At 71.2% G+C, this 24,574-nt stretch carries 20 protein-coding genes; 7 read left to right on the forward strand and 13 right to left on the reverse strand.

Features of this window, described 5'->3' with window-relative positions; genetic code table 11:
* Positions 1-15 precede the first annotated feature (15 nt).
* The 6 genes from B7K25_RS07010 to B7K25_RS07035 all read right to left on the reverse strand — a co-directional run bounded on the left by B7K25_RS07010 (position 16) and on the right by B7K25_RS07035 (position 7,100).
* Positions 16-1,575, reverse strand: a complete 1,560-nt coding sequence (locus B7K25_RS07010) for a stealth family protein (protein ID WP_144018912.1) — start codon at positions 1,573-1,575, stop codon at positions 16-18.
* A 235-nt stretch (positions 1,576-1,810) separates the two neighbouring features.
* A complete protein-coding gene (gene guaA, locus B7K25_RS07015) occupies positions 1,811-3,394 on the reverse strand; it encodes a glutamine-hydrolyzing GMP synthase (RefSeq protein ID WP_084105027.1) in 1,584 nt (527 codons plus the stop codon).
* Positions 3,391-3,789 (reverse strand): DUF3817 domain-containing protein, encoded by a 399-nt coding sequence (locus B7K25_RS07020; protein ID WP_234988112.1) that lies wholly within the window; start codon positions 3,787-3,789, stop codon positions 3,391-3,393. The genes guaA and B7K25_RS07020 overlap by 4 nt, the downstream gene beginning before the upstream one ends.
* Positions 3,786-4,628, reverse strand: a complete 843-nt coding sequence (locus B7K25_RS07025) for an SURF1 family protein (RefSeq protein ID WP_144018913.1) — start codon at positions 4,626-4,628, stop codon at positions 3,786-3,788. Before B7K25_RS07025 ends, B7K25_RS07020 begins: the two co-directional genes overlap by 4 nt.
* Positions 4,625-5,770, reverse strand: a complete 1,146-nt coding sequence (locus B7K25_RS07030) for a diguanylate cyclase (RefSeq protein ID WP_159450152.1) — start codon at positions 5,768-5,770, stop codon at positions 4,625-4,627. The genes B7K25_RS07025 and B7K25_RS07030 overlap by 4 nt, the downstream gene beginning before the upstream one ends.
* Positions 5,771-5,969: 199 nt before the next feature.
* On the reverse strand, positions 5,970-7,100 hold the full coding sequence (locus B7K25_RS07035) for a GGDEF domain-containing protein (protein WP_084105030.1): 1,131 nt from the start codon (positions 7,098-7,100) through the stop codon (positions 5,970-5,972).
* A 230-nt stretch (positions 7,101-7,330) separates the two neighbouring features.
* Between B7K25_RS07035 and pta the strand changes: the two genes are divergently transcribed.
* From pta to B7K25_RS07050, 3 genes are all read left to right on the forward strand, one after another.
* A complete protein-coding gene (gene pta / locus B7K25_RS07040; RefSeq protein ID WP_084105252.1) occupies positions 7,331-9,418 on the forward strand; it encodes a phosphate acetyltransferase in 2,088 nt (695 codons plus the stop codon).
* Positions 9,419-9,421: 3 nt separating this feature from the next.
* Entirely contained in the window at positions 9,422-10,558 is a 1,137-nt protein-coding gene (locus B7K25_RS07045) for an acetate/propionate family kinase (protein ID WP_084105031.1), read from the forward strand.
* Between the two features lie 176 nt (positions 10,559-10,734).
* Positions 10,735-11,529 (forward strand): hypothetical protein, encoded by a 795-nt coding sequence (locus B7K25_RS07050; protein WP_144018914.1) that lies wholly within the window; start codon positions 10,735-10,737, stop codon positions 11,527-11,529.
* A 45-nt stretch (positions 11,530-11,574) separates the two neighbouring features.
* On the opposite strand, the gene B7K25_RS07055 is transcribed toward B7K25_RS07050, so the two are convergent.
* Positions 11,575-12,264 carry a glutamine amidotransferase gene (locus B7K25_RS07055; protein ID WP_084105033.1) on the reverse strand — a complete coding sequence of 230 codons (690 nt, stop codon included), beginning with the start codon at positions 12,262-12,264 and terminating at the stop codon, positions 11,575-11,577.
* Positions 12,265-12,307: 43 nt separating this feature from the next.
* Here B7K25_RS07055 and B7K25_RS07060 point away from each other — a divergent pair, with 43 nt between their 5' ends.
* Positions 12,308-14,293 (forward strand): ABC-F family ATP-binding cassette domain-containing protein, encoded by a 1,986-nt coding sequence (locus B7K25_RS07060; RefSeq protein ID WP_084105034.1) that lies wholly within the window; start codon positions 12,308-12,310, stop codon positions 14,291-14,293.
* 6 nt (positions 14,294-14,299) lie between these two features.
* On the opposite strand, the gene B7K25_RS07065 is transcribed toward B7K25_RS07060, so the two are convergent.
* The 4 genes from B7K25_RS07065 to B7K25_RS07080 form a co-directional block, all read right to left on the reverse strand.
* On the reverse strand, positions 14,300-15,481 hold the full coding sequence (locus tag B7K25_RS07065; protein ID WP_084105035.1) for an ABC transporter permease: 1,182 nt from the start codon (positions 15,479-15,481) through the stop codon (positions 14,300-14,302).
* Positions 15,478-16,377: an ABC transporter ATP-binding protein gene (locus B7K25_RS07070; protein WP_084105036.1), complete on the reverse strand. Its 900-nt coding sequence runs from the start codon at positions 16,375-16,377 to the stop codon at positions 15,478-15,480. The genes B7K25_RS07065 and B7K25_RS07070 overlap by 4 nt, the downstream gene beginning before the upstream one ends.
* A gap of 93 nt (positions 16,378-16,470) precedes the next feature.
* The gene (locus B7K25_RS07075) at positions 16,471-17,313 is read right to left on the reverse strand and encodes a helix-turn-helix transcriptional regulator (protein ID WP_371328291.1); all 843 of its coding nucleotides are present in this window, start codon (positions 17,311-17,313) and stop codon (positions 16,471-16,473) included.
* A 10-nt stretch (positions 17,314-17,323) separates the two neighbouring features.
* Positions 17,324-18,085, reverse strand: coding sequence for an SDR family NAD(P)-dependent oxidoreductase (locus B7K25_RS07080; RefSeq protein ID WP_084105037.1), 762 nt, complete (start codon positions 18,083-18,085; stop codon positions 17,324-17,326).
* Positions 18,086-18,315: 230 nt separating this feature from the next.
* On the opposite strand from B7K25_RS07080, the gene B7K25_RS07085 reads away from it, so the two are divergent.
* Positions 18,316-20,772, forward strand: coding sequence for a phosphoketolase (locus tag B7K25_RS07085; protein ID WP_084105038.1), 2,457 nt, complete (start codon positions 18,316-18,318; stop codon positions 20,770-20,772).
* Positions 20,773-20,825: 53 nt separating this feature from the next.
* On the opposite strand, the gene B7K25_RS07090 is transcribed toward B7K25_RS07085, so the two are convergent.
* A complete protein-coding gene (locus B7K25_RS07090; protein ID WP_084105039.1) occupies positions 20,826-21,923 on the reverse strand; it encodes an alcohol dehydrogenase catalytic domain-containing protein in 1,098 nt (365 codons plus the stop codon).
* A 276-nt stretch (positions 21,924-22,199) separates the two neighbouring features.
* On the opposite strand from B7K25_RS07090, the gene B7K25_RS13950 reads away from it, so the two are divergent.
* Positions 22,200-22,490 carry a hypothetical protein gene (locus tag B7K25_RS13950; protein WP_084105256.1) on the forward strand — a complete coding sequence of 97 codons (291 nt, stop codon included), beginning with the start codon at positions 22,200-22,202 and terminating at the stop codon, positions 22,488-22,490.
* A gap of 89 nt (positions 22,491-22,579) precedes the next feature.
* Here the strand turns inward: B7K25_RS13950 and B7K25_RS07100 are convergent, their stop codons facing one another.
* Positions 22,580-23,704, reverse strand: coding sequence for a GuaB3 family IMP dehydrogenase-related protein (locus tag B7K25_RS07100; RefSeq protein WP_084105040.1), 1,125 nt, complete (start codon positions 23,702-23,704; stop codon positions 22,580-22,582).
* 87 nt (positions 23,705-23,791) lie between these two features.
* On the opposite strand from B7K25_RS07100, the gene B7K25_RS07105 reads away from it, so the two are divergent.
* Positions 23,792-24,541 carry an exonuclease domain-containing protein gene (locus B7K25_RS07105; RefSeq protein WP_084105041.1) on the forward strand — a complete coding sequence of 250 codons (750 nt, stop codon included), beginning with the start codon at positions 23,792-23,794 and terminating at the stop codon, positions 24,539-24,541.
* Positions 24,542-24,574: the final 33 nt, after the last annotated feature.

The following is a 24,574-nucleotide window of genomic DNA, read 5'->3' on the forward strand; positions in this document are numbered from 1 at the left end:
CGAGAGCCGCCGAGGCTAGGGGCGCTCGAAGGTGCTCGGCACGGGAAACATGCTCTCGAGGAACGCGGGCAGGGCTGCGTCGAGGTGCGCCGCCTGCTCGCTCGAGGCGTTCGTCTCGTTGAGACAGAACACATCGAGGTCCCGGCGATGCCGGAGGCGAGCGAGCTGCAGGTCGACGTCCTCGCGCGCAAGGTCGATGTAGCCGTACCGGATCTCGCCCTCGTGCGCCCGCCCGGACGCGTAGGCCCAGTAGTGATGCAGCGCGGAGGCGATCGAGATGTCGTGGGGATGTCGAAGCGCGGAGCGCTGCGTCTGCTCGAACAGCTCCGGGATCTCCGCCTCCATCTCCTCCAAGACGTCCTTGCGCTGGGGATGCGGCGTGTGCTTGAACTTCTGCGTCACGGCGAGTCGGAAGCGATCGAGGACCAGTTGGCGGTTGTTCTTCGCCGCTGAGAGGACGGGCAGGTCCCGCGGCGTCGGAGGCGCGACATCGAGCACCGCCTTCGACCGGAAGAACTTGGTGACGCCCCCCGGTCCAAAGAACACCCTCGGTGACACGGGCCGCGCGAACATGATGTCGTCGTTGAGGTAGAGGTAGCGGTCGCTGAGACCCGGCACGTGGTGCAGCTGCGACTCGATCGCATGGGAGTTAAAGACCGGCAGCACGGTGGGATCCGAGAAGATCTCGCTATGGTCGACCACCGTGATGCGCGGGTGATCCTCGACGAGCCACGCTGGTCGCTGTCGGTCGGTCACCAGGTAGATGTGGCGCACCCATGGCGCGTACATCTCGAGCGACCTGAGCGAGTAGCGCAGCTCGTCGCGGCTGGCGTAGCGCGACGGAACGTCGGCGGCCTCGCTGTACTCCTGTGCCGCCACGTCTCCGGTGCGCCGCGCCTTCCGCGCGAGCCACGCCGGATCGCTGCCGTCCACCCACGTGTAGACCACGTCGATCGGATCGATGACCGCGCCGATGAGAGGCGGCCAATCCGGATCGAACTCACCGTCGCCTGACCACGTCGCCCATTCTTGAGGTTCGAAGTAGGCGATCGGCGTCGTCGGGTGCTGCGGGTGGCGATGGAGCGTGCCGGGCTGGAACTCATCTCCATCCGCTCTCAGCACCCCTGCGTCCAACCGGGTGAACACCAGGACTGTCACCGTCTCCGCCCTGGTGGTCAGCCTGCGATCGGGACCGTCCACGTTGCGGTACACGCGCGCCGACAGCAGGCCCCCTTCACGATTGCCGGCGACCGCTACATCGGATCGCACGAGCTTCGCCTCTCGCGTGCGCACGACCCAGCCCTCATCGGCCGGCAGCGCCTCGAGCACTCCCCTCACCGTGTCGCCATCCCTCTCGCTGACGACGAGGATCGGCCGGAAGCTGTCCAACTCGGGCATGACGAGGTGGCGGACATGAGCGTCGTCCAGGGCGGCCCTCACCTGAGCGAGGTTCTCGCGGACCACATCACCCGAGGAGTATCCACGACGCGCGGGCACCGACGGCGACTTCGACTCGCGCGCGCGCAGGCGCTCCCACTTCCAGTCGAGATAGCGCGCGAGCTGATCGACCGTCATGTGCTCCGCCACGCGCCGTCGCGCTCGGATCAGTCGCTTGTCCACCCGCACGCCTTCGTTCGGTCCTACCTCGGCATGCTACCCACGCCGGGTGCATCGCAGCCGTTCGACACAGGCGAGCGACGCTTAGGCACCAGCGCCTGACACGCGGACGTCAGAAGCGACGCTCAGCCACCATCAGGACGCTAAGGCGAAGGAAACGCGGAGCGGGGTGCGCGCCGTGGCACCTCCTGCGTCACTCCCACTCGATGGTGCCCGGGGGCTTGGACGTCACGTCCACGACCACTCGGTTGACCTCCGCGACCTCGTTGGTGATGCGGTTCGAGATGTGCGCGAGGACGTCGTACGGCAGGCGCGACCAGTCGGCGGTCATGGCGTCCTCGGAGGACACCGGGCGCAGCACGATGGGGTGGCCGTAGGTGCGGCCGTCGCCCTGGACGCCCACCGAGCGCACGTCGGCGAGAAGCACCACAGGGCACTGCCAGATCTCCTGGTCCAGGCCCGCCTTGGTGAGCTCCTCGCGCGCGATCGCGTCGGCGCGGCGCAGGATCTCGAGCCGCTTCCACGTCACCTCGCCGATGATGCGGATGCCGAGACCCGGTCCAGGGAACGGCTGGCGTCCCACGATCTCCTCGGGGATGCCCAGCTCGCGGCCCACGGCGCGAACCTCGTCCTTGAACAGCGTGCGCAGCGGCTCGACGAGCGAGAACTGCAGGTCGTCGGGCAGCCCGCCCACGTTGTGGTGGCTCTTGATGTTCGCCGCGCCCTCGCCGCCGCCGGACTCGACGACGTCGGGGTACAGCGTGCCCTGCACGAGGAACTCGACCTCCTCGCCGTGGGCCCCAGCCTCCTCGACCACCTGGCGCGCCGAGTCCTCGAAGACGCGGATGAACTCGCGGCCGATGATCTTGCGCTTGGTCTCGGGGTCGGACACCCCGGCGAGGGCCGTGAGGAAGCGCTCCTTCTCGTCGCGGATGATGAGGCGCACCCCGGTCGAGGCCACGAAGTCCTTCTCGATCTGCTCGACCTCGCCCGCGCGCATCAGCCCGTGGTCGACGTGGATGCAGGTGAGCTGGTCCCCGACGGCCTTCTGGACGATCGCCGCGGCGACCGCCGAGTCGACGCCGCCCGACAGCGCGCAGATCACGCGCTTGGAGCCCACCTGCGCACGAATCCGCTCGACCTGCTCCTCGATGACGTTCTCGCTGGTCCAGTCGGGCTGCAGGCCGGCCACGTTGTACAGGAAGTTCTCGATCGCGGCCTGGCCCAGCGGCGAGTGCTTGACCTCGGGGTGCCACTGCACGCCGCACATCCGCCGCTCGAGGTCCTCGAACGCCGCGACGGGCGCGCCCTCCGTGGTCGCGAGCACGTCGAAGCCGGGCGGCGCGGCGTGCACGGCGTCGCCGTGGCTCATCCACACCTCCTGCACGGCGGGGCTGCCCGCGAGGGCGGTGCCGGCATCGGCGACCGTCGCCTGGGTGCGGCCGTACTCGCGCAGGCCGGTCTGCGCGACCGTCCCGCCGAGCGCCTGCGCCATTGCCTGGAACCCGTAGCAGATGCCCATGACCGGCACGCCGGCGTCGAACAGCGCCGGGTCGATCGTGGGGGCTCCATCGGCATAGACGGAGCAGGGCCCACCGGACAGGATCACGGCCGCCGGATCCTTCGCCAGCATGTCGGCGGCGCTCATCGAGTGCGGCACGATCTCGGAGTAGACGCTAGCCTCGCGCACGCGGCGGGCGATGAGCTGCGCGTACTGCGCGCCACAGTCGACGACGAGCACGGGGCGGTGCAGGGTCGGGGTCGATGCCTGGGTCACGATGCCTCCTGGCCGGCGCGCACCTCGCGCGTCACGCGGTGCTCGATGAAGAACGACAGCAGCGGCACGATGCCGCCGAGGAACATGGTCGCGAGGCGGCCGTAGCCCCAGCGCGCCTGGAGCCACAGCTGCAGGACCGTCACGACGTAGACGATGTAGACGAATCCGTGGACCTGCGCGAGGATCCCGAGCCACAGCTCGATCGTCTCGGTCGCCTCGAACACGCCGACGTACCGCAGCATGCCGACGAACACGAGGATCAGCAGCGTGCCCGTGATGATCGCCATCACGCGATACCGCAGCAGCGCTCCCGCGGTGACGGCCGATGCGCGAGTCGGCGACGTCTGGCTCGCTGAGGTCGCGCTCGGGTCGGGTGCGGTCTCGGGTTCCGTCACGGGGATCCTCCGGGCTGGGCGTCTGCGGTCGAGGCGGCGTCACGCGGCTCCTCAGGCGAAGCCTGCGGCCGTGCGCGTCCATTGTCCCGTATCCATCGGCCCCCCACGAACACGAAGAACGCGCCGAACAGCCACCACTCGAGCGCGTAGGTCAGCGACCGGAAGTCCAGCGAGCGCTCGGGCTCCGGCTCGGGAAGCGCCCGCAGCCCCGGGCCCGGCTCGTCGGCGGTCAGCAGCGCCGAGTACAGCGGGCTGTCCCAGTGCTGCGCGAGCACCGCGGGCGACAGGCGGTCGGCCCAGAAGGCGCCGTCGGGCGGTGACTGGTCCGGACTCGAGGCAGGCGCGGCGCCCTCGGCCGAGCGCACGAGCCCATCGATCCGCGTCGTCGCCGGCACCGCCGTGTCGAAGTCCGCCACGTCCGCGGGCGGAAGCCACCCGACCACCACGGGGAGCGTCGCGTCCGCGCCCGTGCCCGTCGCGTCGGCGCTCACCGTGAAGGCGCGGACGACCATGACCGCCTCCTCGCCGTCGACCTCGCGGAACGGCACGAGCGCGACCTCCGCGTCGGCCCACCCTCCGTCCGCCCACACCGCTCGGCCGATGGCCGTGTCCGCGTTCGACGCCGGCGCCACGACCTCGGCGATCGCCACCGCGGGGTCGGGCTGTCGCACCTCGCCCTGCTCCGAGGCCCTGTTCCACTGCCACAGTCCCAGCGCGCCGCACACCACGAGGGCCGCGAGCCCCAGCGCGACGGCGGGGATGACGTGACCCCAGCGGATGGGGCCGCGAGCGTCGGAGCCCGTCGCGTCAGCCCCTGCTTCGCCCTGCGCGGGGCTCATCGAGCGGAGCGGGTGGCGGGGCTGGGCTGCGAGGGCTCGCTGGTCGCGCTGCGCCGGGTGCACACCCGGTCGCGGCCGCGGTCCTTCGCCTCGTACAGGGCCTCGTCGGCGCGCAGGATGGCGTGGTGCGGCGTACCGGAGCCGTCGCCGTCCGTGAGCCCGATCGACACGGTGATGGCGTGCTCGTGGTCGCCGCAGGCCACCGGCGACGATCCCACGCGCGAGCGGACGCGCTCCATCATGATGCTCGAGTCCCCGAGCGACGCACCGGGCAGGACGAAGATGAACTCCTCACCACCCCAGCGTCCCACGGAATCGCTGACCCGCAGCGCGCCCCTGAGTCGCGCGCCGATGGCCGCGAGGACGGTGTCGCCGCAGCCGTGGCCGTACTCGTCGTTGATGAGCTTGAACCGGTCGAGGTCGGCGATCGCGAGGCAGAACGGCTCGTGCGCGGGGCCGCTCAGGACCTCGAGGCGCTCCATGACCGGACGTCGCGTCGCGAGGCCCGTGAGCGCATCGGTGTTCGCCAGGTACTCGGCGCGCGCCGCGCTCTCCGCCGCCTCCGACCGTGCCTGCTCGGCACGGAAGTGGCTGTACGCGGCGAGGATGAAGAGGGTGCTCGCCGCGAGCAGAGCGTTGACGGAGAACATCGTGGTGAGGACGACGTCAGGCATCTCGACGACTGCGGACGACGCCGGAAGCTGCAGCTGCGCGTAGAGGAAGCCCGCGAGGGCGAGCGCCGCGTAGACCCACCGCAGTGCGCGCTGCCGCTCGGTGAGCATGAGGAACACGAGCTGTCCGGCCAGCAGCAGGTACAGGTGCAGGCCCGCCTCCCACCCGACCCACAGGGTGACGTGCAGGAGCTGCGCGATGGCCGCGGTGAGCATCGCGAGCGCCGCGATGAGCTGGCGCCCCAGTCGCGCGAGGAGGACGATCACGACGTACGCGATCGAGAAGCCGGTGTTGACCGCGACCAGAGTCCCGAAGGCGGCGAGGTCGTAGGTCATGAAGAACGCCGTGTACGACAGCGTGACGACGAGCGCGAAGATCGCCACCGCGTGGGTGGTCGACACCGCTCGCCCCGCTGCTCCCCCGAGCCGGCCGACCCGGCGGTCGAGCATGCGGTCGACGACGTCGCTCAACTGGTGCGCCCGCGCGCGCTCCCCCTGGTCCACCCGGGATCTCCCTCCGCTCGGCCCCCGCGCGCGACTCGTGACGCGCGCGGCCCCCGGCCGAATCCCCAGCCTACTCAGCGTTCCCCCGCGCCGGTAGGGAGGGGCCGCACGACGCCCTCGGGAGGGGAAGCGGCACGCACCGCGGGACCCAGCCCGCGCATCGGCGCTACGGGACGGGGTCGCCCATCGAGGCGCCCACGACGAGGTTGCGCCCCGACGCCTTGGCCTCGTACAGCTTGGAGTCCGCCAGACGCAGCACCTCGTCCTTGCTCGTGTGGCGCGGGGCGTGGGCGACGCCGACGGACATCGTCACGGCGTCGAGAACCCCGTCGTGCCCGAACTCCCGCTCGAGCGCCTCGCGTGCGGCGTCCATGCATTCCACGCCGCGCTCGAGGGTCATGCCGGGCAGGACCACCAGGAACTCCTCGCCGCCCCAGCGCGCCACCGACCCGCGATCCTGGACGGCATCGACGAGCGTCCGCGCGACGTGCGAGAGCACCACGTCGCCCGCGCCGTGGCCGAGCCGGTCGTTGATGCGCTTGAACCGGTCGAGGTCCGCGAGCGCCACGCAGTACTCGCCCTCGCGAGCCGTCTGCGACAGGACTGGCGCGATGCCTCGCCGGTTGTAGACCTCGGTCAGCGAGTCCGTGCGCGCGGCGACCTCGGCCTCCGCGAGAAGGCGCTCGTTGCGCCGGCGTTCCCGCACGAAGAAGTAGTTGTTGAACCATGCGAGCACGGACACGATCAGCACCACCACCGCGACGTTGGCGACGGCGAACGCTCGCAGGTGGCCGGCGCTCAGCTCGACGCTGGCCTGCTCGAAGGCCGAACCTCCGTAGGTCCACATGAGCGCAGCGGTGGCAAGGGTCGTCATCCCTACCGCGGCAGGCCACTCGCGCGGCGTGAAGAACACGAACGCGAGCGCCCCCACGGTGAGCAGCGGGAGCTGGAAGCCGGCGTCGACGGAGAACACCGAGGCGAGGTAGGTGAACTGCGCGATCGGCACCAGCAGACCTGCCGTCGCGGCGCTCAGGAACAGCTGACGTCGGTTGAGGTCGATGCAGATGACCCACACGCAGATCATCGCGAGATGGGTGAGCCCGGGCGCGAGGGTGGCGGGCGGCGCCGCGAGCGCGATCGCGAACACCCACGGTAGCGACACCACGCTGGACAGGAGGAAGAAGCGGTTCGCGCCCATGACCGAACGCGCCCGCATGCGGTTGAGAGGCGTGACGCCGGCATTCACCACGCCCGTGACGGCGCGCGACACCGGCCCGCGGGCACGGGGAGTCGTCATGGCGCCGCCTCGGGTTCGCTCCTGAACGCGCCAGGGCCCGCGTCGAGACTGCGTTCCCCCTGGTACGCCTCCCTCTCGTGGGGAGTCACCCGAGTCTAGGCGAGGGGTCCGACGCCAGGGAATGAAGTGTGGCGCGCTGCACAGTCGCGCCACGCTGGCAGACCGCACCCACGACCGTGCGGGACCTCCGTCGCAGGCGTGCGCACGCGCCGCGTGGAAGGATGGTCGCCGTGGCACGGAGCATCTACATCGCGTCGGCTGAGGGCGACAGTGGCAAGTCCACGGTCGCGCTCGGGATCACCAACCTCCTCGCTCGCACCGTCGGGCGCGTGGGGGTGTTCCGACCCGTCGCGCGCGTCGCGGACGGCTCGGACTACGTGCTCGACCTGCTCATCGGGCACGACGCGGTCGACCTCACGTACGAGGAGGCCGTCGGCGTCACCTACGAGGACGTCCACGACGACCCCGAGCGCGCGCTCGCCACGATCCTGTCGCGCTACCACGCCGTCGCCGCGAAGTCCGATGCCGTCGTCATCGTCGGCACGGACTACACCGACATCTCCGGTGCGGCGGAGTTCGAGTTCAACGCCCGGATCGCGGCCAACCTCGGCGCCCCGGTGGCGCTCGTCGTGCACGGACGCGACCGCACCCCCGAGGACATCGCCCGCGTCGTCGAGCAGAGTCGCGCGGAGCTCGAGGAGAGCCACGCCCGCGTGGCCGCGGTCTTCGCGAACCGCTGCGATCCGGAGCAGCTCGACGCCGTGCGAGACGTGCTTCCCGCGGGCATCGGCATGGGGGCGCTGCCGGAGGACCCCGTCCTCGTCGCGCCGCTCCTGTCCGCGCTCGTCACCGCGGTCGACGGCACCCTGCTGTCGGGTGACGAATCGCTGCTGTCGCGCGAGGTGCGCGCCGTGCTCATCGGCGCGATGACGCCCGAGCACCTTCTCGAGCACCTCGTCGAGGGCGCCGTGGTGATCACGCCCGGGGATCGCTCGGACGCGGTGATGACGCTCCTCGCAGCCCACGCCGCCGAGGGCTTCCCGTCGCTCGCCGGCATCATCCTCAACGGCGGCTTCGCGACCCCCGACCCCGTCTCCCGGCTCGTCTCGGGCCTCGGCTCGTCGCTGCCGATCATCGCGACGCCGCACGGCACCTACGGCACCGCACGGCGCGCCTGGGGCGCCCGCGGACGGCTGTCGCGCGAGTCGCAGCTCAAGGTCGACCTCGCGCTGTCGATGTTCGACCGACACGTCGACACCGACGCGCTCACCGAGCTCCTCGACCTCGCGAGGACCGACGTCATCACGCCGCTCATGTTCGAGTACGACCTCATCGACCGTGCGCGCGTCAAGCGCCAGCGGATCGTGCTTCCCGAAGGCGAGGACGACCGCATCCTCCGCGCGGCCTCGACGCTGTTGACGCGCGACGTGTGCGACCTCACGATCCTCGGCAACGAGACGACCATCCGCAGTCGCGCGGCCGAGCTCGGCCTCGAGATCGACGCCGCCGCGATCGTGTCCCCTCACGACCCGGAGCTGGTCGAGCGCTTCGCTGGCGAGTACTACGAGCTGCGCAAGCACAAGGGCGCGACCCTCGACGCTGCGCGCGACCGCGTCCAGGACGTCAGCTACTTCGGCACGATGATGGTGCAGCTCGGTCTCGCGGACGGCATGGTCTCCGGCGCCGCGCACACCACGGCGCACACCATCTCGCCGTCGTTCCAAGTCATCAAGACCGTGCCCGGCACGTCGATCGTGTCGTCGGTGTTCTTCATGTGCCTCGCGGACCGTGTGCTCGTGTACGGCGACTGCGCCGTCAACCCGGACCCGACCGCCGAGCAGCTCGCGGACATCGCCATCTCCTCGGCGGAGACCGCGCTGCAGTTCCACATCGAGCCCCGCGTCGCCATGCTGTCCTACTCGACCGGAGAGTCGGGATCCGGGTCGGACGTCGACAAGGTGCGCGAGGCCACCCGACTGGTGCGCGAGCGGCGGCCCGACCTGCTCGTCGACGGACCGATGCAGTACGACGCCGCCGTCGAGCCGTCCGTGGCGCGCTCGAAGGCCCCCGACTCCCCCGTCGCGGGGCAGGCGACCGTGCTCGTCTTCCCCGACCTCAACACGGGCAACAACACCTACAAGGCCGTGCAGCGCTCCGCCGGCGCGGTCGCCGTCGGCCCCGTGCTGCAGGGACTGCGCAAGCCCGTCAACGACCTGTCGCGCGGAGCGCTCGTCCAGGACATCGTCAACACCGTCGCCATCACGGCCATCCAGGCACAGGGCCAGGACTCGCCGGCCGAGGCGACGCAGGAGGGATAGCCCGTGACCGTCAACTACGCAGGACTCGCCCTGGTGCTCAACTGCGGCTCGAGCTCCGTGAAGTACCAGGTGGTGGACACCACTCAGGACGAGCCGCTCGCGTCGGGCCTCGTCGAGCGCGTCACGCACCACTCGGAGGCGATCAAGGAGATCATCGCGTCGCTGTCCGAGCCCGGCTCAGGCGTGGACCTGTCGACGCTGACCGTCGTCGGCCACCGCGTCGTGCAGGGCGGCGCCGAGTTCTCGGCCCCCACCATCATCGACGACGAGGTCGAGCGCCAGATCGCGCTGCTGTCGACCCTCGCCCCTCTGCACAACCCGCCCAACCTCGCAGGCATCACGGCCGCCCGGTCGGCCTTCCCGAACCTGCCGCACGTCGCGGTGTTCGACACCGCATTCCACTCGACCCTGCCCGAGGCCGCCTACACCTACGCGATCGATCGCCGCGTCGCGCAGGAGCACGGCGTGCGCCGGTACGGCTTCCACGGCACCTCCCACAGCTACGTCGCGCGCGAGACCGCCCGTCTGATGGACCGCGACCCGAGCGAGCTCGCCATGGTCGTCCTGCACCTCGGCAACGGCGCCTCCGCGACGGCCGTCCATGGCGGCGTGTCGGTCGACACGTCCATGGGCCTCACGCCCCTCGAGGGGCTCGTCATGGGCACCCGGTCGGGCGACATCGACCCCGCGGTCACCCTCCACCTCGCGCGCACCGCGGGGATGACGATCGACGAGGTCGACGCCCTCCTCAACCGGCAGTCCGGCATGCTCGGGCTGACCGGCTACTCGGACATGCGCGACGTCTGGAAGGCCGCCGGCGAGGGCTCGCGCGAGGCCGAGCTCGGGCTCGAGGTGTACTGCCGGCGGATCCGCGGATACGTCGGCCAGTACTTCGCGCAGATGGGTGCGCTCGACGCGATCACGTTCACGGCTGGCGTCGGGGAGAACGACGACGGCGTGCGCCTGGGTGCCCTCCAGGGGCTCGAGGCGCTCGGCATCGTCATGGACCCCGAGCGCAACGCCGGGCGGAAGAAGGAGCCGACGCTCGTCAGCGCCCCCGACTCGCGCGTCCAGGTCTGGGTCGTGCCCACCAACGAGGAGCGCGAGATCGCCCTGCAGTCGGTCGCAGCCGTGTCCTGACGCGGCGCCGGCGGGCTCCCGGAGAGGCGGGCTCGATGCCGGTTTCCGCCGCCATGCGCAGTGTGTGGCAAATGTCACACGTGTACGTTCCAGAGCCTGAGAAGGGCCCACGTATCGTGGCGTGAACGCCCTCAGACCAGGACGAAAAGGCAAGGCAGAACCCCTCAGTGATCGACGTGACCACCTGGACCGTGCACGCCACCCGCGAGCCCGCAGACACCTTTCTCACGGCGATGGATCGCCGCTGGAGGGACGGCCTCGCCTCCCCTTCCACCGCGTGCGCGTGGGGTCAGTGCCGACTGCACGCGCTCGTGCTGCTCCACCTGGACCGCGCGGTCCACAAGCGCCGCCTGCGCACCCGCTACTTCGCCGCCGGTGCGTGCGACGCCGACTCGCACGGCTTCACCCCGATGTCCGACCTCATCCCCGGTGACATGTACGGGCCCGAGTGCCTCGAGGTGACCCACACCGGCGACGCCTCGCCGCTCGCCGCGGCGATCGCCGCCGCGAAGGACGACCGCCACCTCCTCGCCACGGCCGTCATCACCGAGGCGCAGTTCGTCGCCATCGACACGTTCGACGACCACTCCGGCGCCCTCCTGCGGCCCGGCTCCCACGGCGCCGTCGTCCCCTTCGTGTACGCCGCGTCCGAGGAGACCGAGGACGACGCCTGGGAGCGTGAGGACCTGCTGCGCGCGAACGGCTACTCGACCTACACGGTCGACGCCAGCGCGATGGGCGACGACCCGGTCGCGGTCCACCGCAACCTCGCGGCGCTGATGGAGGACGTCCTCGACGAGATCGCGCACCTCAAGGCGGACGCCGAGGCGCACGTCGCGCCGCACGGCGCGCTGTGGCCCCTGATCGTCGTGCGCGCACCGGATACCTGGGACCCCACGCCCCGCGGCGCGGCCGACGCACCCGGCGTCGACGCTGCGACGACCGAGCCGTCCGGCTCGTCGCACGGCTGACCCCACGGCACCCCGGACACCGGACCGTCTGCCTCGGGCCCGACGTCAGTCGCGCGTGCGCAACGACCGCAACCAGCCGCGCATCAGCAGCACGCCGGCGACCGCGGCGTCGTCGCCGACCTGTGCGGTGCGGGCGCGTAGCTCGGCGATGTCCACCCCGCGCGCGGCGAGCTCGACGCTGTGGCCGATGAGCCACTGCTCGATGCGTTCACCGTCGGCCTCCGCGTGGAACTGCAGCGCCAGCGCGGAACCGAGTGCGAACGCCTGGCACGGCGTCGCCGCGGTGGAGGCCAGGACCGTCGCGCCCGGCGGCGGCGTGATCGCGTCGCCGTGCCAGTGCAGCACTGGGGCGCCGTCGAGGTGGCTCAACGGAGTCGCGCTCGCGGCCGCGTCGAGATCCACCGGCCACCACCCGATCTCGGGAGCGCCGGGAGCCACCGAGCCGCCCATCGCCTCGGCGATGAGCTGCGCGCCCAGGCACACGCCGAGCGTCGGCCGGCCGGCAGCCTGACGCTCGCGTAGCAGCGCCATCTCCTCAGCGAGGACGGGGTGCGACGCCGCGTCGCCCACGCCGATCGGTCCGCCGAGCACGATCACCAGCTCGGCGGCGAGGACCGGCGAGAGGTCCTCGACCCCGGCGTCGAGGTACGCGACCTCGTAGCCGTGCGCACGGATCTCGGCCTCCCACACGCCGAGGTCCTCGAAGGCCACGTGACGGACGGCGACGCATCTCATGGCCGCGAGCCTAGCCGCGGGTGCGCGCGACTACCCTTGATGGGTGGCTCACCTCCTCGGCGCTCAGTCGCTGCACCTCGACTTCGGCACCGGCACCGTCCTCGATGAGGTGACGATCGGCCTCGAGGACGGCGACCGCATCGGCATCGTCGGCTCCAACGGCGCCGGCAAGTCGAGCCTGCTGAAGATCCTCGCCGGCCGCCTCGCCCCGCACGGGGGCCAGGTGACCGTCTCCCGCGGCACGCGCATCGGCGTCCTCGACCAGTCCGACCACGTCGATGGCTCCCTCACCGTGCGCGAGGCGATCGTCGGCGCCGCCGACGACCACGAGTGGGCCTCCGACCCGCGCATCCGCGAGGTGATGTCCGGCCTGGTGCCCGACCTCGACGCGGACGCCGTGGTCTCGAGCCTGTCGGGCGGCCAGCAGCGCCGCGTCGCGCTCGCCCACGTGCTAGTCGACGACCACGACGTGGTGTTCCTGGACGAGCCCACCAACCACCTCGACGTCGAGGGGGTCGCGTGGCTCGCCGACCACCTCAGGCGCCGCTGGGCGCGCGGCAGAGGCGCCCTCGCGGTGGTGACCCACGACCGCTGGTTCCTCGACGCCGTGACCGAGCGCACCTGGGAGGTCGTCGGCGGCGGCGTCGAGCAGTACGAAGGCGGGTACGCGGCCTACGTGCTCCAGCGCGTGGAGCGTGATCGGATCGCAGCGGCCACCGAGGCCAAGCGCCAGAACCTCCTGCGCAAGGAGCTCGCGTGGCTCCAGCGCGGCGCCCCCGCCCGGACGTCGAAGCCCAAGTTCCGCATCGATGCCGCCAACGCGCTGATCGCCGACGTGCCGCCGGTGCGTGACCAGGTGCAGCTCGCCCGCATGGCGACCGCCCGCCTGGGCAAGGACGTGGTCGAGCTCATCCGCTGCTCGGTGCAGTATCCCGGCACCGACCGGCCGGTGCTCGACGGCGTGGACTGGAACATCGGCCCGGGCGACCGGTTCGGGATCCTGGGAGAGAACGGCGCGGGCAAGTCCACGCTCCTGCGACTCATCACGGGCGACCTCGAGCCCACGAGCGGCCGGGTCAAGACCGGCATGACGGTGCGCGTCGCGACGCTCTCGCAGCAGCTCGCCGAGCTCGAGGAGCACGCGAACGAGCGGGTGTCCGGCGTCGTGAAGCGCTTCCGGTCGATCGAGCTGTCCGACGGCCAGGAGATGACTCCCACGCAGCTCCTCGAGCGGCTGGGCTTCACGAGCGCGCAGCTCAAGACCCAGGTGGGCCGCCTGTCCGGCGGTCAGCGTCGGCGCCTGCAGCTCCTGCTCGTGCTCCTCAGCGAGCCCAACGTGCTGGTGCTCGACGAGCCGACGAACGACCTCGACACCGACATCCTCGCCGCCATGGAGGACCTGCTGGACTCGTGGCCGGGAACCCTGGTGGTGGTCAGCCACGATCGCTACCTCATGGAGCGCGTGACCGACCAGCAGTTCGCCGTCGTCGATGGTGGCGTGCGCCACCTGCCCGGCGGCGTCGACGAGTACGTGCGGATGTCGCGCGACCGCCGCGCCGGCACGGGCGGCCTGGGGACGTTCGGGACGGGCTCGGCGGCCGCATCGGCCGGCACCACTCCCACCCGCGCGACGACCCCCTCCGACAGTTCCGAACATGCTGGTCCCGACACGCCGCGCGCTGAGGGCCGAGCACCCGGCGCGCCCGGCGTGTCGAGCCATGGGTCGTTCGAGACTGTCGGGGCTGGAGAGGCGAGCGGACAGGGCGCCGATGCGCGCGCTGGCTCCGCGCCCACGTCGCCGGGGCTCTCGGGAGCCGAGCGGCGTGCGCTCGAGAAGGAGCTCGCCTCCGTCGAGCGGCGGATGGCGCGTCTCGAGCGCGAGGACGAGCAGATCCACGCCAAGATGGCGACGCACGACCACGCCGACTACGCAGGGCTCGCGACGCTGAACGATCGGCTCCGCACGAACGCGGCTGAGACCGCCGAGCTCGAGGAGCGCTGGCTGGAGCTCGGCGAGCAGCTCGGCTGACCTGTCCTAGCCGCGGCGGAGCGCGTCCCCCAGCTTCATGCGCCCGCCGGTGTTGAGCACCGCGCCCGCGTAGACGCGCCCGGCGATCCAGGTGAGGAGCGGCACCGTCACCAGGCAGATGACGATCGCGAGCACCGTCTCGGCGGTCGAGATCGTGCCGAAGGCCGAGCGCATGGGCACCATGAACGGCGCGAAGAACGGGATCTGCGTGAGCACCTGGGTGATGGTGCCGTCGGGGTTGTTGGGCACCAGGTAGATCGCGAGGTACAGCGGCACCATCATGAGCAGCATCATCGGCGTCGTGACCGCGCCGATGTCCTCCTGCCGAGACACGAGCGCGGCGAGCCCGCCGAAGAACACGATGTAGACCGCGAAGCCGAGGACGAACCACACGGCGAAGGTGGACAGCAGCGTCCCCATCTCGATGTCGAGCGTCGCGTACAGGTCGAGGTACCACGCCGCGAAGACGATGGGCAGCACCGTGGAGGCCGCCTGCACCAGCGCGTAGAGGCCCACACCCAGGACCTTGCCGCCCAGCAGGGTCGCCGGCCGCACCGTCGCGAGCAGGATCTCCACCACTCGCGAGGACTTCTCCTCGACCACGCCCATCATGATCACCGAGGCGCTCTGGATGAGGATGATGAACAGCACGACGATGACGACGAGCCCTGCGAAGAACGTGCCGCCGTCGAACTCGCCGTCGTCGCCCACCATCGTCACGGTCGGCGTGGCTTGCGACAGCGCCGCGCTCACCGCGTCCGGGTCGCCGCCGAGCGCGGACACCTCGGCATCGAGCGCCACGGCCTGGGCGGCGCCCTGCACCAGGCCCACGAGGGTGCCGTCGTTGCCGGAGAGCGTGATCTCCGGCGTGGCGGGCTCGCCGGAGATGATCGCGTGGACCCCTTCGGGCATCTCACCATCGACGTCGAGCGCGGGCACGGCGTCCGCCTCGACGAAGGCGTAGTCAGCCTCCTGCGCCTCGGCCGCTCCCTCGAGGTACGGGATGAGCTCGGCCGTCGCGGCGTCGACCTCGACGAGCGCAGCCTCGTCGTCACCGGTGAGGAACGGCTTGAGGACGAGCGCCGCGGCGACGATCAGCACGATCATGATCGCGCTGGAGATGATGTTCGCCTTGGACAGCGTGCGGGTGCGGAACTCCCGCTTCGCGATCAGCCACACCATGGTCATGCCTCCTCGTTCGGCTCGGACACGACGTCGCGGAAGAGGTCCGTGAGCGAGGGCAGCACCGGAGCGAACTCCGTGACGGGCCCGGCGGCGACCGCGGCGGCCAGCACGGCCTGCACGTCCGCCGCCGACGGTGCGTCGACGCGCCACCGCCCGGGTCCGTCGGGCGTGAGGGTGACGCCGGGCGGCGACTCCGGAGCGCCGCCCTCGGCCGCCAGCGTCCAGGCGACCTGGTCCGTCGCGCGCAGCTCGTCGATGGTGCCCGAGGCGACGAGGCGGCCGGACTTGACGATGCCCACCCGGTCGCACAGGCGCTCCACGAGCTCGAGCTGGTGGGAGGAGAAGATGACAGGGACACCCTTGTCGGCTTGGCCGCGCAGCACGTCGCTCATGACGCCTACCGCGACGGGGTCCAGGCCGGAGAAGGGCTCGTCGAGCACCAGGATCGCGGGGTCGTGCACGAGCGCCGACGCGAGCTGCACGCGCTGCTGGTTGCCCAGCGACAGCTTCTCGACCTCGTCGCCGCGGCGCTCGGACACCCCGAGCACGTCGGTCCAATGCTCCATGGCCGCGACCGCATCGGCCCGGCTCAGCCCGTGGAGACGCGCGAGGTAGATCAGCTGCTCGCCCACCTTCATGCGCGGGTAGAGCCCGCGCTCCTCAGGCATGTAGCCGATGCGCTTGCGGACCGCGAGGTCGACCGCTGAGCCGTTCCACCGGACGGCGCCGGCGTCGGGACGCAGCACTCCGAGGATGATCCGCATGGTCGTGGTCTTGCCGGCGCCGTTCGACCCGACGAAGCCGAACAGCTCCCCGCCGGCCACGTCGAAGGACACGTCCTGCAGCGCCTTCACGGCTCCGTAGGACTTGGTCAGGCCGTCGATCTCGAGCGTGGTCACGCGGGTTCCTCCTGCGTCGCGGGGCGGACTCGCACCACCCTAAGCACTCGCGCCTGAGGGCGGCATCGTCCGAGAGGAGGACGGCGGCGCGCCTCAGCCCAGGAGCTGGCGGCCGGCGACGTCGAGGAAGGCGAGCTTCTCCGCGCTGGGCGAGCCGGGCACCGCCGTGAACACCAACAGGTTCTGCAGCTGCGACGGATCGTGCAGGTGCTGACAGTGGACGTCGATGACGCCGACCTCCGGATGCACCAGACGCTTCTCGTCGTGGTGGCGGCCCACCTCGTGACGCTCCCAGATCGCCGCGAACTCCTCGCTGGCGTCCAGCAGCGCCTCGACCACGGCGGTCACCCGGGGCTCGTCCGGGACCCGCGTCACGGACTCGCGCAGGTCGGAGGCGAAGGTTCGTGCGAGCGACTCCTGGTCCTCGGCGGGGTAGATGTCGCGCTGCCCCGGCACCGCGAAGAAGCGATAGGTCGCGTTGCGCTCGAGCCCCGTGCGCGCGACCTGGTCGCCGAGCAGCGCGACCGCCGCCGGCGTCTGCACGAGCGTCTCGCCCAGCACGTTCATCACCTGCGCCGGCGTGTCCTGCAGCCGGTCGAGAACCCGCATCAGGCCGGGTGAGATGTGGTCGAAGCGCACGACCCGCGACGGGGTGCCGTGACCGGCGAGCCGGAACAGGTGGTCGCGCTCGTCCAAGCTCAGACGCAGCGCGCGCGAGATCGCCGCGAGCATCGGCTCGGACGGCTGCGGGCCGCGCCCCTGCTCGAGCCGCGAGTAGTAGTCCACCGACATCTGGGCGAGCGTCGCGACCTCCTCGCGGCGCAGGCCGGACGTGCGCCGGCGTGGACCGCGAGGCATGCCGACGTCCTCCGGCGCGAGCGCCTCGCGGCGGGTGCGCAGGAAGTGGGCGAGCTGCTCGCGGTCCATGCCGGTCATCGTCGCACGCCTACAGGAAGATTCCGCCGGAGGCCTCGATGCGCTGCGCGGTCACCCAGCCCGTGGGGCCGGTGAGCAGGGCGGCGATCAGCGGTCCGATGTCCTCGGGCTCACCCACACGACCCATCGCCGTCTGTGCGGACAGGTAGGCACGGGAGTCCTCGTTGTCACGGTTGCGGCCCCCTCCGAAGTCGGTCGCCACGGGCCCGGGCGCCACGGTGTTGACGCGGATGCCACGGGATCCCAGCTCCTTGGCCCAGGAGTACGACAGGTGCTCGACGCCGGCCTTGAGCGCGCCGTACGCCGACTGGCCCGGCACGGCGAAGCGCGCGAGCCCGCTCGACAGGTTGACGATCGCGCCGCCATCCGCGAGGACAGGGAGGAGCGCCTGCGTCAGCAGGTACGGCCCCCGGAAGTGCACCGCGTAGAGCTCGTCGAGAACCTCGGGCGCGGTGTCGCCGAGCGGCGTGACCGTGCCGTGGCCGGCGTTGTTCACCAGGTAGTCGACGCTCTCCCGGCCGAACGAGTCACGCAGCACGGCCGGCAGGTCGGTCGCGAAGGCATCGATCGCCGCCGGGTCGCTGACGTCCAGCGGCAGCGCGACGACTGTCGCGCCGAGGTCGGCCGCCTCGGCCACGACCTCCGCGGCGAGGTCGTGGCCGGAGCGGTAGGTGATGATCGCATCGGCCCCGTGGCGGGCCAGGGCGAGCGCGGTCGAGCGTCCCAGGCCGCGGCTGCCGCCGGTGACGAGGGCGAGAGGTCCGGTGGTCATGATGCCTCCAGGGGTAGGGGTTCCGGTGGCTCCACCCTCACGGATCGAGCGATGCGGATGAAGGCCGCGCTCAACCAGGGATCCAGAAGGCCAGGATGGGGCGGCAGCCGTGGGCGCCCCGTCCGCGTCGGCGTGCCAGGTGAAGACCGGGTGACGCCGGGACCTTAGCCCGAGCGCATCGGCCCTGGCAGTGGAATGCTGGAAGCACCAGCGACAACACGGAGGTCACGATGACGGACACGGCGTGGGGCAAGCGGACGACCGATGCGGCGACGGGCGAGGAGCTCGACGCCGTCGACCGGTGGTGGAGGGCCTCGAACTACCTGAGCGTGGGGCAGATCTACCTGCTCGGCAATCCCCTGCTCCGCGAGCCGCTGCACCGCGACCACGTCAAGCCGCGTCTCGTCGGGCACTGGGGCACCACCCCCGGCCTCAACTTCCTGTACGCGCACCTCAATCGCATGATCCGCGCGCGGCAGCAGCCGACGATGTACATCATCGGCCCGGGCCACGGCGGCCCCGGACTGGTCGCATCGAGCTTCCTCGAGGGCACCTACTCGGACACCTACCCGGACATCTCGACGGATGAGCGAGGCATCCAGCGGCTGTTCAAGCAGTTCTCCTTCCCCGGCGGCATCCCGTCGCACGTGGCACCGGAGACCCCCGGCTCCATCCACGAGGGCGGCGAGCTCGGCTACGCCCTGAGCCACGCGTACGGGGCGGCGTTCGACAACCCGGACCTCCTGGTCGCGACGATCGTGGGCGACGGCGAGGCGGAGACGGGTCCGCTCGCCACCAGCTGGCACTCGAACAAGTTCATCAACCCCGCCACCGACGGCGTGGTCCTGCCGATCCTCCACCTCAACGGCTACAAGATCGCCAACCCGACCGTCCTGAGCCGCATCAGCGACGAGGAGCTCGACGCGCTCATGCGCGGCTACGGGCACAAGCCCCACGTGTTCGTCGCGGGCTTCGACGACGAGTCGCACGAGTCGATCCACGGCCGCTTCGCGGCCCTCCTGGACGACGTCATGGACGAGATCGCCGCGATCAAGGCCGAGGCATCCGAGAACCCGGAGATGGACCGGCCGATGTGGCCCATGATCGTCTTCCGCACGCCCAAGGGATGGACGTGCCCCGACGAGATCGACGGGAACCGCACCGAGGGCTCCTGGCGCGCCCACCAGGTGCCGCTGTCCAACGCCCGCGACACCGACGAGCACCTGCACACGCTCGAGGCGTGGCTCCAGTCCTACGGCCCCGACGAGCTGTTCGACGAGGACGGCGCACCGCGCCCCGAGACCAACGCGATCGCGCCCGAGGGCGAGCTGCGCATGTCCGCCCGGCCGGAGGCCAACGGCGGGCGCGTGCTGCGCGACCTCAAGATGCCCGACTTCCGCGACTTCGCGGTCGATGTGCCCTCTCCCGGCGCCGGTCCCGAGCAGGGCACCAAGCAGCTGGGCACGTTCCTGCGCGAGGTCATGCGCAACAACCCCGACAACTTCCGGATCTTCGCGCCGGACGAGCTCGCCTCCAACCGCCTCCAGGACGTGCTCGAGGTGACGGACAAGGTCTGGGAGGCCCGCCGCGAGGACGACGGCGCTCACACCGGGCCGTCCGGCCGTGTCATCGAGATGCTCTCCGAGCACCAGTGCCAGGGCTGGCTCGAGGGCTACCTCCTCACCGGGCGCCATGGTCTGTTCACGTCCTACGAGGCCTTCATCCACATCGTCGACTCGATGTTCAACCAGCACGCCAAGTGGCTGAAGGTGTCGCGCGAGCTCCCGTGGCGTCAGCCCATCGGCTCCCTGAACTACCTGCTGTCGAGCCACGTGTGGCGCCAGGACCACAACGGCTTCTCCCACCAGGACCCGGGCTTCATCGACCACGTGGTCAACAAGAAGGCGGAGGTGGTCCGCGTCTACCTGCCGGCTGACGCCAACACCCTCCTGTCGACCTACGACCACTGCCTGCGCTCGCGTGACTACGTCAACGTCGTGATCGCCGGCAAGCAGCCGCAGGCGCAGTGGCTCACCATGGATCAGGCGATCGACCACTGCACGCGCGGCCTCGGGATCTGGGACTTCGCGTCGAACGTGCCGCTGGGCGAGGAGCCGGACGTGGTGCTCGCCGCCGCCGGCGACGTGCCCACGATCGAGGTGCTCGCGGCCGTCGACATCATCCGTCGCGAGCTGCCCGACCTCAAGGTGCGGATGATCAACGTCGTCGACCTCATGCGGCTCCAGCCTGAGGAGGAGCACCCGCACGGCATGGCCGACCGCGAGTTCGACCACCTGTTCACCACGGACAAGCCCGTGATCTTCAACTACCACGGCTACCCGTGGCTGATCCACCGCCTCACCTACCGTCGCAATGGCCACGCCAACTGGCACGTGCGCGGCTACAAGGAGGAGGGCACCACCACGACGCCCTTCGACATGGCGATGCTCAACGACATCGACCGCTACCACCTGGTGATGGACGTCATCGATCGCGTGCCGGGTCTGGGCACTCGTGCGGCGGCGCTGCGCCAGGACCTCTTCGACCGCCGCCTCGCCGCGCGCCGGTACGCGCGCGAGCACGGCGCCGACATCCCGGTCGTCCGCGACTGGGTGTGGCCCGACGCCGCAGGCGGCGCCTACGAGAAGGCCGAGGGCGCCCTCGCGACGGGCGGCGACAACGAGTAGCCCCTCCTGACGAAGGGCCGATGCGCGCGCTGGGCCGCGCATCGGCCCTCACCTCAGGCGGTTGCCGGCACCTCCGCAGCCGTGCGCTCGATCGTCACGCCTGCAGCGTCGGGATGCGGCACGATCACCGCGCGCCCGAGCATCGTGCCCGTCTCGAGACGCGCGTACGCGTCCATCGCGTCGTCGAGGGCGAAGGGCGTGACGTCGACCTCGAGCGTTCCGGCGCGATAGAGCGCCGCGAGCTCGTGAAGCTCCTCGAGCGTGCCCATGTAGGTGCCGGTGAGCTCCGCCTCGAAGGGCGTCGTGTAGAAGCCCCAGTCCGTGCGGCCTCCGGCGAGACCCACGACGGTGATCCGTCCGCGCACCGCGACGACGGACTGCGCGAGGGCAATGGTCTCCGCCGTGCCGACCATGTCGAACACGGCGTCGACGCCCCGACCGCCCGTGAGCTCGCGGATCCGGGTCGCCTGGTCCTCGCCGTCGACGACGGTCGCGCCGCGCCGTGCCGCGAGCGCGCTGGCCTCCGGCTTGATGTCGGTCGCGAGGACGGTCGCAGAGGTCATGCCCGCGAGCAGCTGGACCGCGAACTGCCCCACCCCGCCGAGGCCGATGACCAATGCGGTGCGACCGCCGGCCCCGAGTCGCGGCAATGCCAGCTTGATCGCGTGGTACGCCGTGAGGCCGGCGTCGACGAGGGGCGCCGCCGCGACCGGGTCGGCGTCGCCCAGGGGCACCAGGTTGCGCACCGGCACCGTCATGTACTCCGCCATCCCGCCATCGAGTCCGAGCCCGCTTCCCAGCGTGGACATGGACGCGACGTTGTCGCACAGCGTGTCCTCACCGCGCGAGCAGGCAGCGCAGTGCCCGCACCCGCGCGCCGCGTAGACCATGTGCGCGGAGCCGAGCTCGAGCCCGGTCACGCCCGGGCCGCATTCCTCGACCCATCCCGTGACCTCGTGCCCGAGCACGTACTCAGGCGACAGCTGCGGCATGGCGATGTCCGCGTCGAAGACCGCGTAGAGGGCCACGTCGGAGTGGCACGCGCCGGAGCCCGCGACCTTGAGCAGGACCTCGCCGGGCCCCGGCACCGGCTTGTCCACCTCGCTCAGCGAGGGCCTCGTCTTCCACTGGGTGAACCGCACAGCCTTCATCGGATGCTCCTCAACCGGCGCCCTGCGACAGGGTTCACGCGAAGCGGGCGCCGTTGCTCGCCGCGTGCACCTCCCGAGCATGGCACAGGACCTGGCATGATGTGAACCGCAGTTCACAAATCTCCCATGAGACGTGACGCGTTGGAGTGAATGCTGCGACACCCTCCTCGAGCGCGGCTAGGCGCTGTGGACGCCGACCGTCGCCGTGCCTCCATCTCGGCGCGCGCCATCGAGCGGCTCGCCCTAGCCTGGGAGGACGACGCCCGGGAGGCACGCATGAGCGACCACGCGACGCACGACGACCACGCGCATGACCACGGCCCCGACTGCGGCCACGCGGCGGTCGAGCACGACGGCCACACCGACTATGTGCATGACGGCCACGTCCACCATCCTCATGAGGGGCATGTGGACGAGCACGACGGCGTCCACGCCGTCGCCGAGGAGCACGCGCATCTCCACGGCGCCGACTGCGGTCACGAGACGGTCGAGCACGGCGATCACACCGACTACGTCCACGACGGCCACCGCCACGCGGAGCACGCGGGCCACTACGACGAGCACTGACACGACGTGCTCTGACCTGCACGGCCGGCGACCGGCACGCAGGGTGACGACGCCGCGCGGGCCGAGCGCGCATCGGCCCTCCGGGCGAGCTACGCCGGGTGGTACGGCGAGACGACCACGTCGACCCGCTGGAACTCCTTGAGGTCCGAGTAGCCGGTCGTCGCCATCGAGCGACGCAGCGCTCCCATGATGTTGGTGGTGCCGTCGGCCCGGTGGCCGGGCCCGTGGAGGATCTCCTCGAGGGTGCCCGTCGTGCCCACCTCGACCCGCTCGCCGCGCGGCAGCTCGGCGTGGTACGCCTCCTGGCCCCAGTGGAAGCCCTTGCCCGGCGCCTCGGTGGAGCGGGCCAGCGCGGCGCCCAGCATGACGGCGTCGGCGCCGCAGGCGAAGGCCTTGACGAGGTCGCCGGCGCGGCCCAGGCCGCCGTCGGCGATGACGTGGACGTAGCGGCCGCCGGACTCGTCGAGGTAGTCGCGGCGGGCGGCGGCGACGTCGGACACCGCGGTGGCCATCGGCGCGTGGATGCCGAGCGTCGTGCGCGTGCGCTGCGCGGAGCCTCCGCCGAAGCCGACGAGCACTCCGGCGGCTCCCGTGCGCATGAGGTGCAGCGCGGCCTGGTAGGTCGAGGCGCCGCCGACGATGACGGGCACGTCGAGGTCGTAGATGAACTTCTTGAGGTTGAGCGCCTCGGCGTCACCAGAGACGTGCTCCGCGCTCACCGTGGTGCCGCGGATGACGAACAGGTCGACGCCCGCCTTCAGCACCGTCTGGTAGTGCTCCTGCGTGCGCTGAGGACTCAGCGCGCCCGCGACGGGCACGCCCGCGGCGCGCACCTCCTGCAGCCGCGCGGCGATCAGCTCGTCCTTGATGGGCTCGCGGTACATCTCCTGAAGGCGGCCGGTCGCGTCGGCAGCGTCGAAGCCCGCGATCTGCTTGAGCAGGGGCTCCGGGTCCTCGTAGCGGGTCCACAGGCCCTCGAGGTCGAGCACGCCGAGGCCTCCGTGCTTCCCCAGCGCGATGGCCGTGGCGGGGCTCATGACCGAGTCCATGGGGGCGGAGATCACCGGGATGTCGAACTGGAACGCGTCGATCTGCCAGGACAGGCTCACCTGCTCGGGCGCCCGCGTGCGGCGCGAGGGCACCACCGCGATGTCGTCGAAGGAGTATGCGCGGCGTCCACGCTTGCCGCGCCCGATCTCGATCTCGTTGCTCACCCGCCCAGCCTATCGGCCCCGCTCACGCCCGGTGCCGGCGAGGCGACGTCGCCCGTCGATGTCACCCGCACGTGGGAGAGTGTCACCATGAGCTGGCTAGACGCGACCTTGGTGGGCTTCGACACGGAGACCACGGGCATCTCGACCGACAACGACCGCATCGTCACCGCGGCAATCATCACGCGGTCGGGCGACGAGGTGCGCACGCGCACCTGGCTCATCGACCCGGGCGTCGAGATCCCCGCGGGCGCCACAGCGGTGCACGGCATCACGACGGAGCAGGCGCGCGCCGAGGGCGTGCGACCGGCCGATGCGCTCGAGGAGATCGCCTCGACGCTTGCCGACGCGCTCGGGGCGGGCATCCCGGTCGTGGGCTTCAACGTCCAGTTCGACCTGTCGATCCTCGAGTCCGAGCTCGAGCGTCACGGGCTCGCCTCGCTCGAGTCGCGCAGCCCGCGCGGCGTGCGTCCGATCGTCGACCCGTACGTGCTCGACCGCCACCTCGACCGCTACCGCAAGGGCAAGCGCAAGCTGATCGACCTGTGCACGCTCTACGCCGTCCCGGTCGTCGCCGACGATCTGCACGCCGCCGACGCCGACGTGCTCGCGACGCTCGACCTGGTCCACGCGCTGGCCGCGGCGTATCCCACCATCGCCACCGTCGACCTCGACTCCCTGCACGACCAGCAGGTCGCGGCGCACCGTGATTGGGCCGTCGGGTTCGCGGCCTGGCTCACGTCCCGCGGACGCACCGACGACCTCCCGCGTCCCGAGTGGCCCGTCGCGCGGTCCACCGCGGAGGGTGCGACGGACGCCGCAACAGCGCCGCTGTTCTGACCTCGCGCACCCGCGCACGGACCGGGGGCGCCT

Origin of the sequence: Demequina sp. NBRC 110056 (assembly GCF_002090155.1) — a bacterium.
GTDB lineage: Bacteria > Actinomycetota > Actinomycetes > Actinomycetales > Demequinaceae > Demequina.